The 11,714-nt window shown below is 65.7% G+C and carries 9 protein-coding genes; all 9 read right to left on the bottom strand.

The window, feature by feature from the left end:
- Window positions 1–93: 93 nt before the first annotated feature.
- The 9 genes from alaS to AB5S05_RS13810 all read right to left on the bottom strand — a co-directional run bounded on the left by alaS (window position 94) and on the right by AB5S05_RS13810 (window position 11,588).
- A complete protein-coding gene (alaS, locus tag AB5S05_RS13770; protein ID WP_369288095.1) occupies window positions 94–2,718 on the bottom strand; it encodes an alanine--tRNA ligase in 2,625 nt (874 codons plus the stop codon).
- A 123-nt stretch (window positions 2,719–2,841) separates the two neighbouring features.
- Window positions 2,842–3,846, bottom strand: a complete 1,005-nt coding sequence (gene ltaE / locus AB5S05_RS13775) for a low-specificity L-threonine aldolase (RefSeq protein WP_369288096.1) — start codon at window positions 3,844–3,846, stop codon at window positions 2,842–2,844.
- 112 nt (window positions 3,847–3,958) lie between these two features.
- Window positions 3,959–4,969: a succinylglutamate desuccinylase gene (astE, locus tag AB5S05_RS13780; protein WP_369288097.1), complete on the bottom strand. Its 1,011-nt coding sequence runs from the start codon at window positions 4,967–4,969 to the stop codon at window positions 3,959–3,961.
- 10 nt (window positions 4,970–4,979) lie between these two features.
- Window positions 4,980–5,264, bottom strand: coding sequence for a topoisomerase II (locus AB5S05_RS13785; protein ID WP_369288098.1), 285 nt, complete (start codon window positions 5,262–5,264; stop codon window positions 4,980–4,982).
- A gap of 16 nt (window positions 5,265–5,280) precedes the next feature.
- Entirely contained in the window at window positions 5,281–6,627 is a 1,347-nt protein-coding gene (gene astB, locus AB5S05_RS13790) for an N-succinylarginine dihydrolase (protein ID WP_369288099.1), read from the bottom strand.
- Window positions 6,627–8,090, bottom strand: a complete 1,464-nt coding sequence (astD, locus tag AB5S05_RS13795; RefSeq protein ID WP_369288100.1) for a succinylglutamate-semialdehyde dehydrogenase — start codon at window positions 8,088–8,090, stop codon at window positions 6,627–6,629. Before astD ends, astB begins: the two co-directional genes overlap by 1 nt.
- Window positions 8,091–8,187: 97 nt before the next feature.
- Complete coding sequence (gene astA, locus AB5S05_RS13800; RefSeq protein WP_369288101.1) at window positions 8,188–9,204, bottom strand: arginine N-succinyltransferase; 1,017 nt, start codon at window positions 9,202–9,204, stop codon at window positions 8,188–8,190.
- A gap of 9 nt (window positions 9,205–9,213) precedes the next feature.
- A complete protein-coding gene (aruF, locus tag AB5S05_RS13805; protein ID WP_369288102.1) occupies window positions 9,214–10,230 on the bottom strand; it encodes an arginine/ornithine succinyltransferase subunit alpha in 1,017 nt (338 codons plus the stop codon).
- A gap of 137 nt (window positions 10,231–10,367) precedes the next feature.
- Window positions 10,368–11,588, bottom strand: a complete 1,221-nt coding sequence (locus AB5S05_RS13810) for an aspartate aminotransferase family protein (RefSeq protein ID WP_369288103.1) — start codon at window positions 11,586–11,588, stop codon at window positions 10,368–10,370.
- Between the last annotated feature and the right edge of the window lie 126 nt (window positions 11,589–11,714).

An 11,714-nucleotide genomic window follows, 5' to 3' on the forward strand; every position in this document is an offset into this window, starting at 1 on the left:
GTGAAGGGCGCCCATTAAACATTCAACACTGTCGACTGCCAAGGCCCGCCGGGCGTGCTCCGGGCCTTGACCGAGATGCCGGCGAACCGGCGCCTACAGCCCCTGCGAGACGAATTGCTGGGCCAGGCCCAGCGCCTCCTCCAGCTTGCCGGCCTCGCTGCCGCCCCCCTGCGCCATATCCGGACGGCCGCCTCCCTTGCCGCCGACTGCCGCGGCAGCCTGCTTCATCAGCTCGCCGGCCTTGAGCTTGGCGGTGAGGTCCTGGGTGACGCCGGCGACCAGCACGACCTTGTCGTCCTGCACGCCGCCGAGCAGGATCACCGCGCTGCCGAGCTTGTTCTTCAACTGATCGACCATCGCCAGCAGGGCCTTGCCATCCAGGCCGTCGAGACGCGCGGCGAGCACCTTGATGCCCTTGACCTCGACGGCCGAGCCGGCCAGATCGTTGCCGGCGGCACTGGCGGCCTTGGCCTTGAGCTGCTCGAGCTCCTTTTCCAGCTGGCGATTGCGTTCGATCACCCCGACCAGCTTGTCCAGCAGGTTGTCGCGATTGCCCTTGACCAGCGCCGCGGCTTCCTTCAGCTGCTCTTCCGCGCCGTTGAGATAGGCCAAGGCCGCGGCGCCAGTGACCGCCTCGATACGCCGCACACCGGCAGCCACACCACCTTCGCTGGTGATCTTGAACAGACCGATGTCACCGGTGCGCGCTACGTGGGTACCGCCACACAGCTCCACCGAGAAGCCGCCGCCCATGGTCAACATGCGCACACGGTCACCGTACTTCTCGCCGAACAGCGCCGCCGCGCCCTTGGCCTTGGCGGTATCGATGTCGGTTTCTTCGGTTTCCACCGCGCTGTTCTTGCGGATCTCGGTGTTGACGATGTCCTCCAGGGCCTTGAGCTGGGCCGGGGTCACCGCCTCGAAATGGCTGAAGTCGAAGCGCAGGCGCTGGCTGTCGACCAGCGAGCCCTTTTGCTGCACATGCTCGCCCAGCACCAGGCGCAGGGCAGAGTGCAACAGGTGGGTCGCCGAGTGATTCAGCGCAGTGGCCTGGCGCACGCCGGCATCGACCTGCGCCGCGATCGCAGCACCGACCTCGAGGTCGCCGCCAGCCACGATGCCGTGATGCAGGAAGGCGCCACCGGCCTTGGTGGTATCGCGCACGTCGAAGCGCACGCCGGCGGCTTCGAGATAGCCGCAATCGCCGACCTGGCCGCCGGACTCGGCGTAGAACGGCGTCTGGTCGAGCACCACGACGCCTTCTTCGCCTTCGGCCAGGCGCTCGACGGCCTGGCCATCGCGAAATAGCGCGATGACCTGGCCCTTGCCACTGGTGCCCTCGTAGCCGAGGAAGCGGGTGTCGCTGTCGACCTTGACCAGGCTGTTGTAATCCATGCCGAAGGCGCTGGCCGAGCGGGCACGCTCGCGCTGGCCTTCCATTTCGCGCTCGAAGCCGGCCTCGTCGATGCTCAGGCCACGCTCGCGGGCGATGTCGCCGGTCAGGTCGACCGGAAAGCCGTAGGTGTCGTACAGCTTGAACAGGGTCTCGCCGGGGATCATCTTGCCCTTGAGGCCGACTAGGTCCTGCTCGAGGATCTTCAGGCCCTGTTCCAGAGTCTTAGCGAACTGCTCTTCCTCGCCCTTGAGCACACGCTCGATATGCGCCTGCTGCTGCTTGAGCTCGGGGAAGGCCTCGCCCATCTCGGCCACCAGCGCGGCGACGATGCGGTAGAAGAAGCTGCCCTTGGCCCCCAGCTTGTTGCCGTGCCGGCAGGCGCGGCGAATGATCCGGCGCAGCACGTAACCACGCCCCTCGTTGGACGGGGTGACCCCATCGGCGATCAGGAAGCTGCAGGAGCGGATGTGGTCGGCCACCACCTTCAGCGACGGTTCGTCGTCGTTGGCGCAGCCGATGGCTTCGGCTGCGGCGGCCAGCAGGCTCTGGAACAGATCGATCTCGTAGTTGGAATGCACGTGCTGGAGCACTGCACTGATCCGTTCCAGGCCCATGCCGGTATCCACGCTCGGCGCCGGTAGCGGGTGCATGACGCCGTCCGCGGTGCGGTTGAACTGCATGAACACGTTGTTCCAGATCTCGATGTAGCGGTCACCGTCTTCGTCCGGGCTGCCGGGCGGGCCGCCCCAGATCTCCGGGCCGTGATCGAAGAAGATCTCGGTGCAGGGGCCGCACGGGCCGGTATCGCCCATCGCCCAGAAGTTGTCGGAGGCATAGGGCGCGCCCTTGTTGTCACCAATCCGGACCATGCGCTCGTGGGGCACGCCGACCTCTTCGGTCCAGATCCCGTAGGCCTCGTCATCGCTGGCGTAGACGGTGACCCACAGCTTGTCCTTGGGCAGGCCCAGCCATTTCTCGGCGGTCAGGAACTCCCAGGCGAAGTGGATCGCATCGCGCTTGAAGTAGTCGCCGAAGCTGAAGTTGCCGAGCATCTCGAAGAAGGTGTGGTGACGCGCGGTGTAGCCGACGTTTTCCAGATCGTTGTGCTTGCCGCCGGCGCGCACGCATTTCTGGCTGGTAGTGGCGCGGGTGTAGGCGCGTTTTTCCAGGCCGAGAAAGCAGTCCTTGAACTGGTTCATGCCCGCGTTGGTGAACAGCAGGGTCGGATCGTTGCCCGGAATCAGGGAACTGGAAGCGACACGGGTGTGCCCCTTCTCTTCGAAGAAGCTCAAAAAGGCTTCACGGATTTCTGCGCTTTTCATAGGGTCATCCACGGAAACAGGCGGCCACGGCAAAGCCGGCAAAGGGCCGCATTATATCGGGCCTGACAGTGGCGGCTAGTGCCTTTATCGATAGTGAACGGCTATAGGGTAGCCCGACAGCGCCTACAGCTTGTTAAATGCCGCAAATGCCTCGACCACCCGGTCGATCTCGCCGGTCGCGACATCCAGATGAGTGACCATGCGCAAGCGCGGAGCGGCCGTCAGCTTGATCCCGCGCTCGGCGCAGAACGCCTTGAGCGCAGCGGCCCGCTCACCCACCTGGACATAGACCATATTGGTCTGCACCGGCTCGACATCGAAGCCCAGTTGCTTCAGCCCGGCGGCCAGGCGTTCGGCGTGGGCATGGTCCTGCGCCAGGCGCGCCACCTGATGCTCGAGCGCATACAGGCCGGCGGCGGCCAGCACCCCGGCCTGGCGCATGCCGCCACCGACCATCTTGCGCAGGCGTCGCGCCTTGCCGATCAGCGCGGCGCTGCCGCACAGCACCGAACCAACCGGGGCGCCGAGCCCTTTGGACAGACACACCGATACCGAATCGAAGTGCTGAGTGATCTCCCGCGCCGCGACGCCCAGCTTGACCGCCGCGTTGTACAGGCGCGCGCCATCCAGGTGCAGGGCCAGCCCGTGCTGGCGGGTCAGCTCGCGCGCCGCAGCCAGATAGGCCTGCGGCAGCACCTTGCCCTGCATGGTGTTTTCCAGCGCCAGCAACCGGGTGCGGGCGAAATGAAAGTCGTCCTGCTTGATCGCCGCAGCGACTCGCGCCAGGTCAAGGGAGCCGTCGTCCTCCATGTCCAGCGGTTGCGGCTGGATGGAACCGAGTACTGCGGCGCCGCCGCCTTCGTACTTGTAGGTGTGCGCCTGCTGGCCGACGATGTACTCATCGCCACGCTCGCAGTGGGCCATCAGCCCGAGCAGGTTGCTCATGGTGCCGGTGGGCACGAACAGGCCGGCGGCGAAACCCAGCTCGGCGGCCAGATACTGTTCCAGGCGGTTGACCGTGGGGTCCTCGCCATAGACGTCATCGCCCAACTCGGCGTTCAGCATGGCCTCGCGCATGCCGGCGGTGGGCTGGGTGACAGTATCGCTGCGCAGGTCGATCACAGACATTGGGGCTTCCCTGAAAAATGACGGAAACCCGATGCTAAGGCGCCGCCGAACGGCGAACAAGGTACAGCTGGGCACAATCGGCGCGAGCCTGATGTGCCCATGACGGGCCGGCTCAGACCAGTGCGGCGTCCTCGGCCGGGACGATGAGAATGCCGGCGCGCAGGCCGTTCTTCACCTTCGGATTGGGAAAGATGATTCGCGCGCCCTGCTCCTCGACCACCCAGCGCATGCCGGCCAGGTCCTCGGCGAGCAGATAGCCGACCGGCAACTCGCTAAAGTTCTCGACGCCGTCCGGCAGGTGCATCTGGAAGGCATCGCTGTGCTTGATGACCTCGCGCGCCACCGCGAACAACTTGAGCTCTTGCAGATCGCCGGACTCCTGCTCGGGCTCGCAGCCCTCGACGATCTGCTGCAGACGCAGCTCCAGCCGCTGCAGGTTCACCTCCTGGTTCTGCCCGAACGCCCGCGCCTTGCCCAGTTCCAGGGTGAAGGCCTCGGCACCGAGCTGACTGTAGGTGTAGGCACTGAAGGTAATCGAACTCTTGTTGTGCAGCAGCACCGCCTCGATACCCGCCGCCTCCAACCGGGCCAGCTCGCGCTTGCTGCGCGGGCGCCCTTCCTGCCAGGGATAGAGCGCAAACTGTTCGATCTTCGAGCCGCGGATGGCCGTGTGCAGGTCGTAGTGCAGGCGGGTGCGCTCGGGGTTGTTGAAGAAGGTCGCCGCCAGGTGCTCAAGGTCGCAGGCACGCATCGCCTCGACCCCGGTATGCTGCTCATGACGCCCATTGAACAGGCGGTTGATATCCTGCTCGATGAAGCGCTCGCCGCGGCGAATCGCCGCCGGATTGCCGAACAGGAAGAGAATGCGTGCTCGCGGCTTCAGCTCACCACGGGCGATGCCCCGCAGCAGGCGATCGAGCAGTTCGATGGGGGCGGTTTCATTGCCATGGATACCGGCCGACAGCAGCAGGTCCAGGCCGTTGTCGCTGGCCGCCGGCGGGGTGATCTCCAGCGCCCCCTCGGCCAACCAGCGCAGGCGCGCGCCCTCGTGGGTCAGCTGGATCTTCGCTGCCGGTTCGTGGCCGGCAAGGGTCAGTTCGAGCAGTTTACCGAGGGCAAGCATGGGGACTACCTCAATCGTGGTTGCAGTCGGGACCGTGTACGTGCTCGTCATCGCCAAGCCCGGCCGGCTCCATCTCCAGTTGCAGGCTGACCAGGTTGGTGGCCAGCGGACGCAGCAGCAGGTTGGCGTACTCGGCGTCGCCCTCCTCCACGTCGACGCCGATGATCAGCTGACCGCGGCCATCCTGCTGGATCCACACCTCCTTGCCCTGCCAGACCACGGCAAAGCGGGTGCAAGAGGTCTCCAGCTGGGTGCCGTCGGTGTCTTCGAGGATCAGTTGCAGGGCGTCGGACATGGTGATGGGCTCTCTATTAGGCCAATTGGAAGGGATAGACCGAGCCCAGTTTAAGGATCTGGGTCAATTCATCCAGTGCCGTGCGACATTCGACCAGCAATTGCGGGTCGGCCAGGTCGCTCTCGCTGAGCTGATCGCGGTAGTGCTTGTCGACCCAGACGTTGAGGGTGTCGTACAGGCTCGGGGTCATGATCACCCCGGGATTGACCGCTTCCAGCTCATTGTCCTTGAGCGCCACTCGCAAACGCAGGCAAGCGGGGCCTCCGCCGTTCTGCATGCTCTGCTTGAGATCGAAGACCTTGACCTCGCGGATCGGCCCGTTGCCGCTGGTGAGCCGCTGCAGGTAGCTCCAGACGTTGCCGTTGTTGCGGCACTCCTCCGGCACGATCAGCAACATGCCGCCATCGGCGCGGCTGAGCAGCTGGCTGTTGAACAGGTAGGAGCGCACCGCATCCTCCACGCTCACCGCGTCACGCGGCACGCATACGGCCTGCAAGCGGCCGCCGCGCTTGGCCAACTTGTCGCCCAGTTCGGCCAGCACCTTGTCGGTGTCGAGGAAGGCGTCCTGGTGATAGAACAGCACCTCGCCATTGCCGACCGCGATCACATCGTTGTGGAACACACCCTGGTCGATCACCGCGGGATTCTGTTGAGCATAGACCACCCCTGCCTCGCTCAAACCATGCAGGCGGGCCACCGCCTGCGAGGCCTCCAGGGTCTGCCGCGCCGGGTAGCGGGTCGGCTGGGCAAAGCGACTGTCGAAGGCGCTGCGGCCGAAGACGAAGAACTCCACGCCGGCATCGCCGTAGCCCTTGCAGAAGCGGGTGTGGTTGGCCGCCCCCTCATCGCCGAACTGGCTGACCGCCGGCAGGGCCGCGTGGTGAGCGAAATGCTGCTCATCGGCGAACATGGCGCCGAGCACCCGACTGGTGGTCGGATGTTCGATGCTGCGGTGGAACTTGCAGTTGAGGTTGGCCGCGGTGAAGTGCACCCGCCCATCGGCGGTGTCGGCGCTGGGGCTGACGGTACAGGCGTTGGCCGTCCACATGCTGGAGGCCGAGCAAGTGGCCACCAGCAGCGGCATGGCCTCCTTGGCGGCACGCTGGATCACCTGGGCGTCAGTTCCGCTGAAACCCAGACGGCGCAAGGCGTTCACATCCGGTCGCTCCTGCGGGGCCAGCACGCCCTGCTTGAAGCCCATCTCCATCAGCGCCTTCATCTTCGCCAGGCCCTGCTTGGCGGCCTGCCTGGGGCTGGAAATCGCCTGACTGTTGCTCTGCGAGGCCACGTTGCCGTAGGACAGGCCGCCGTAGTTGTGAGTCGGCCCCACCAGGCCATCGAAATTCATTTCATAAGCGGACATTACAGGCTTACTCCCGGAGTCAGGGTGGCAGGCAGGCTCAGGCTTTCGGATTCCAGCGAGGCCACCGGATAGGCGCAATAGTCGGCAGCGTAGTAGGCACTGGGGCGGTGGTTGCCGGACGCCCCGACACCGCCGAAGGGCGCGCTGCTCGCCGCCCCGGTCAACTGCTTGTTCCAGTTGACGATGCCGGCGCGGCTCTGCAGCCAGAAGCGCTGGTAATTGGCCTTGGAGTCCGACAGCAGGCCGGCGGCCAGGCCGAACTCGGTGTTGTTGGCCTCGGCGATGGCGGCATCGAAATCGGCGTAGCGGATCACCTGCAGCAGCGGGCCGAAGAACTCCTCGTCGGGGCGCTCGGCCACCGCCGTGACATCGGTGATGCCCGGGGTCAGCAGCGCGGCGTCGGCGCGCGGCTGGGTCATTTCCAGCAGGGCCTTGGCGCCCTTGGCCAGCAGCTGGCGCTGAGCCGAGATCAGCTGCTCGGCGGCCGCCAGGGAGATCACCGAGCCCATGAACGGCGCCGGCTGCTCGTCGAAGGCACCGACCTTGATGCTCGACGCCACGCCCACCAGGCGCGCCAGCAGGGCGTCGCCCCAGTCACCCTGCGGTACCAGCAGGCGGCGCGCACAGGTGCAGCGCTGACCGGCGGAGATGAACGCCGACTGGATGATGGTATACACGGCGGCGTCCACATCGGCGACCTGGTCGACGATCAGCGGGTTGTTGCCGCCCATCTCCAGCGCCAGGATCTTCTCCGGACGGCCGGCGAACTGCTGGTGCAACAGGTTGCCGGTGCGGCTCGAGCCGGTGAAGAACAGGCCGTCGATGCCCGGATTGCCCGCCAGCGCCACACCGGTTTCGCGGGCGCCCTGGACCAGATTGAGCACTCCCGCCGGCAGGCCGGCTTCGATCCAGCACTTGACCGTCAGCTCGGCCACCCTGGGGGTCAGCTCGCTGGGCTTGAACACCACGCAGTTGCCGGCCAGCAGGGCGGGAACGATATGGCCGTTGGGCAGGTGGCCGGGGAAGTTGTAGGGGCCGAAGACCGCGACCACGCCGTGCGGCTTGTGGCGCAACACGGCGGTGGCATCGGCCAGCGGGCCACTCTTCTCACCGGTACGCTCGCGGTAGCTCTGCACCGAGATGGCGACCTTGTTGACCATGCTGGTCACCTCGGTGGTCGACTCCCACAGCGGCTTGCCGGTTTCCTCGCCGATGGCGCGAGCCAGCTCGTCAGTCTTGGTCTTGAGGGCCACGGCGAAGCGCTCGAGCACACCGATGCGACTGTCCAGCGAGCGCGCCGCCCAAGCGGAGAAGGCATCACGGGCGGCCTGCACGGCGGCCCCGACCTGCGCCGCACTGGCGGCCTGGCCCTGCCACAGCAGCTGCTGGCTGACCGGGTTCAACGACTGCAGGGACTCGCCCTGACCAGCCTGCCAGCTTCCGGCAATATAATGAGTGCTCATCTTGTTTTATCACTCCAAGGCAATTCAGCACCCGGCTGTGTCACGGATGCGCAGTTCAATAGACTCGCCCGACCGACGCCGGGCTCTCCGCTGTTGGTCAGCCGCGGGCCGACAGGGGCACCGCACGCACCTGATCGCCGGCGGTCAGCTGCAGGCGCTTGGCGGTCAGCGCGTCGACCACCAGGGTGCCGGCCGCCACACGGGCCGGCGCCGCGGTGATGCGGCAGTCCTCGCGCTTGCGGTTGTGGATCAGATAGGCGGTGGCATCATCGCCGGGCGTGCCGATCGCCAGGACCAATGCCTGACTGGCCTTCACCGCGCGAATCTTCGCGGTTTCCGCCTCGATCGCCGGGCCAGCGTCGAAGATGTCGACATAGCCCTGATAGCTGAAGCCCTCGCCCTTGAGCATGGCCAGCGCCGGCTCGGTGTCCGGGTGCACGCGACCGATGACCGCCCGCGCGTCGTCGGAGAGGAAGCAGGTGTACAGCGGGAACTTGGGCATCAGCTCGGCGATAAAGGCCTTGTTGCCGACGCCGGTGAGGTAGTCGGCCTGGGAAAATTCCATCTTGAAGAAATGCCGCCCCAGGCTCTCCCAGAACGGCGAGCGGCCGCTGTCATCGGACATGCCGCGCATCTCGGCGATCACCTTGTCGCCGAACAGCTCGCGGAACTCGGCGATAAACAGGAAGCGCGCCTTGGACAGCAGGCGACCATTGAGACCGCTGCGATGGCCAGCATGCAGGAACAACGAGCACAGCTCGGAATTGCCGGTCAGGTCGTTGGCCAGGAACAGGGTGGGGATTTCCCGGTGGATGTTCAGTTCCTGGGAGGCGCTCACGGTCAGGCCCACCCGGTAGTTGTACCAGGGCTCGCGCTTGCCGACGGCGCCGGCGATCGCCGAAATGCCGACCACCCCGCCGTCATCGTCCTCGAGCACGAACAGGTAGTCCGCATCGGCCCGCTCGGCCTCGCCGCGAAAGGTTTTCTCCGCCCAGCCGACCCGGTGCGCCAGGCGCTCCTCGTTGGCCGGCAGGGTGGTCAGGCCGGCGCCGGTGCTGCGCGCCAGATCCAACAAGGCCGACAGGTCGGCGCTGCGTACGGGACGAACAATCATGCTGACTCCTTAAACCGCGACCAGGCGCACGCTGGCACCTTCGCCGACGCCCAGGGCCTCGGCTGCTTCAAGACTGAGGGTGACTGGCTTGCCCGGCACCCAATCCAACTCGGCGACTATGGCGCGGTAGTCCTGCAGCTGGCCGTTGCTGACCAGATAAGGACGGCCGCCACTGCCCGGCTCACCGAGCCGGACCGGCACCACGCGGCTCTGGGCGATGGAACGCACGCCCGAGGTACGCGCATGCAGGGTCGGTCCGCCGTCGAAGATGTCGATGTAGTTATCGGTCTCGAAGCCCTCGCGCATGAGGATGTCGAAGGTCACCTGGGCGCGCGGATGCACCTGGCCCATGGCTTCCTGCGCCGCATCCGGCAGCAGCGGCACATAGATCGGGTAATGCGGCATCAGCTCGGCGAGGAAGGTACGGCTCTTCAGCCCGCACAGACGCTCGGCCTCGGTATAGTTCATGTCGAAGAAATTACGCCCAACGGCATCCCAGAACGGCGAGTCGCCGGCCTCGTCGCTGTGCCCAACGATCTCCACCACCACCGAATCGGCAAAACGTTCCGGGTGATTGGCGACGAACAGCAACCGGCCGCGCGAGTTCAGCTCCGAGCCGACGCTGCCAACCAGCGGTCGCTCGATGTAGAAACTGGTCAGCAGGCTGTTGCCGGTCAGGTCATGACACAACGACAGCACATGGATCTTGTTGTGGATCTTCAGCTCACGGGAGTTGTGCACGAAGGTTTCGTTGCGAAAGCTGTAGAACGGCTCGGAGTAGCCTGCCGAGGCAACTATCCCGGAGCAGCCGACCAGGCGCCCAGTCTCGCTGTCCTCGAGGACGAAGAAGTAGCTTTCCTCGCCATTGAAGCTCACTTCGGCCGCGAACGACGCCTCGGAGGCGGCGATCTTGTCGCGCAGGCGACCGGCATCGTCCGGCAGTGAAGTCACACCAACCGGGCTGTCCGCGGCGAGACGCTGCACTTCAGTGAGGTCGGCCATTTGCGCGGGGCGCATCACCAGCATGGTGTCACTCCTTCTGATAAAAGCTCCGAGCCGCTCGCGCTGAGCCGCCCAGAGAAACTACGGCCTGAGCCGCAGAGCACACTAAAGACTGTCGTCCCTGGATTGATCCCGGCGCATCCTTGCGCCGGGCACTCGCATCAGGCCTGGGCCAGCTTGGCCACCGCACGCTCGAAGCGGGCCAGGCCCTCATCGATGTCGGCATCTTCCACCACCAGGCTCGGGGCGAAACGCACCACATCGGGGCTGGCCTGCAGCACCATCACCCCTTCCAGGGCCGCCGCATCCAGAATCGCCTTGGCCTTGCCCTTCCAGGCATCGCTGAGCACCGCACCGATCAGCAGGCCCAGGCCGCGCACCTCGGCGAACACGCCGTACTGCCGACCGATCTGTTCCAGCGTGCTCTTGAAGCGCTGGTGCTTGACCTTGACGCCTTCGAGCACGGCCGGGGTATTGATGGTGTCGACCACCGCCTCACCCACCGCACAGGCCAGCGGGTTGCCGCCGTAGGTGGTGCCGTGGGTACCGACCCCCAGGTGCTTGGCCAGCTCGGTGGTGGTGAGCATGGCGCCGATCGGAAAACCGCCACCCAGGCTCTTGGCGCTGGAGAGGATGTCCGGGGTGACGCCGTAATGTTGATAGGCGAACAGCGAGCCGCTGCGGCCCATGCCGGTCTGCACCTCATCGAACACCAGCAGCGCGTTGTGCGCGTCGCACAGCTTGCGCGCCCCTTCCAGGTAGGCTTTCTCGGCCGGCAACACGCCGCCCTCGCCCTGGATCGGTTCGAGCACCACGGCGCAGGTCTTGTCGGAGATCGCCGCCTTCAGCGCCTCCAGATCATTGTAGGGGACGTGGCTGATACCCTGGATCTTGGGTCCGAAACCGTCGGAGTACTTGGGCTGACCACCTACGCTGACGGTGAACAGGGTACGGCCATGGAAGCTGTTGGTCGCGGCGATGATCTCGTGCTTGTCTTCGCCGAATTTGTCGAAGGCAACGCGCCGGGCCAGCTTGAACGCGGCCTCATTGGCCTCGGCGCCGGAGTTGCAGAAGAACACGCGCTCGGCAAAGGTGGCATCGACCAGCTTCTTGGCCAGGCGCAGGGCCGGCTCGTTGGTGAACACGTTGGACACATGCCACAGGGCGTTGGCCTGGGTGGTCAGGGCCTCCACCAGCGCCGGATGACAGTGACCGAGCACATTGACGGCGATCCCGCCGGCGAAATCGATCAGCTCTCGACCGCTCTGGTCCCAGACTCGCGAGCCCGCGCCGCGCACCGGAATAAAGCCGGCCGGAGCATAATTGGGAACCATCACCTGGTCGAAATCGGCGCGCTGCACCGGGTCGTGCTGAACGGACATCGGAACTCTCCTGACGAGGAACTTCTGCCTTGGGTGGCAGACGATGAAAGGGATTGTAGGGATTGAACCGGGGCGGGCATTGCCGCCATGCGACAACTTCTTATAGCGCCAACCCGGGAAAAACCG

The organism is Pseudomonas zhanjiangensis, assembly GCF_041027545.1.
Classification (GTDB): Bacteria; Pseudomonadota; Gammaproteobacteria; order Pseudomonadales; family Pseudomonadaceae; genus Aquipseudomonas; species Aquipseudomonas zhanjiangensis.

Excerpts from the sequence above, each read along its gene's own strand:
- alaS (WP_369288095.1), bottom strand. The coding sequence starts at position 2,718 with ATGAAAAGCGCAGAAATCCGTGAAGCCTTTTTGAGCTTCTTCGAAGAG.
- ltaE (WP_369288096.1), bottom strand. The coding sequence starts at position 3,846 with ATGTCTGTGATCGACCTGCGCAGCGATACTGTCACCCAGCCCACCGCC.
- astE (WP_369288097.1), bottom strand. The coding sequence starts at position 4,969 with ATGCTTGCCCTCGGTAAACTGCTCGAACTGACCCTTGCCGGCCACGAA.
- AB5S05_RS13785 (WP_369288098.1), bottom strand. The coding sequence starts at position 5,264 with ATGTCCGACGCCCTGCAACTGATCCTCGAAGACACCGACGGCACCCAG.
- astB (WP_369288099.1), bottom strand. The coding sequence starts at position 6,627 with ATGTCCGCTTATGAAATGAATTTCGATGGCCTGGTGGGGCCGACTCAC.
- astD (WP_369288100.1), bottom strand. The coding sequence starts at position 8,090 with ATGAGCACTCATTATATTGCCGGAAGCTGGCAGGCTGGTCAGGGCGAG.
- astA (WP_369288101.1), bottom strand. The coding sequence starts at position 9,204 with ATGATTGTTCGTCCCGTACGCAGCGCCGACCTGTCGGCCTTGTTGGAT.
- aruF (WP_369288102.1), bottom strand. The coding sequence starts at position 10,230 with ATGCTGGTGATGCGCCCCGCGCAAATGGCCGACCTCACTGAAGTGCAG.
- AB5S05_RS13810 (WP_369288103.1), bottom strand. The coding sequence starts at position 11,588 with ATGTCCGTTCAGCACGACCCGGTGCAGCGCGCCGATTTCGACCAGGTG.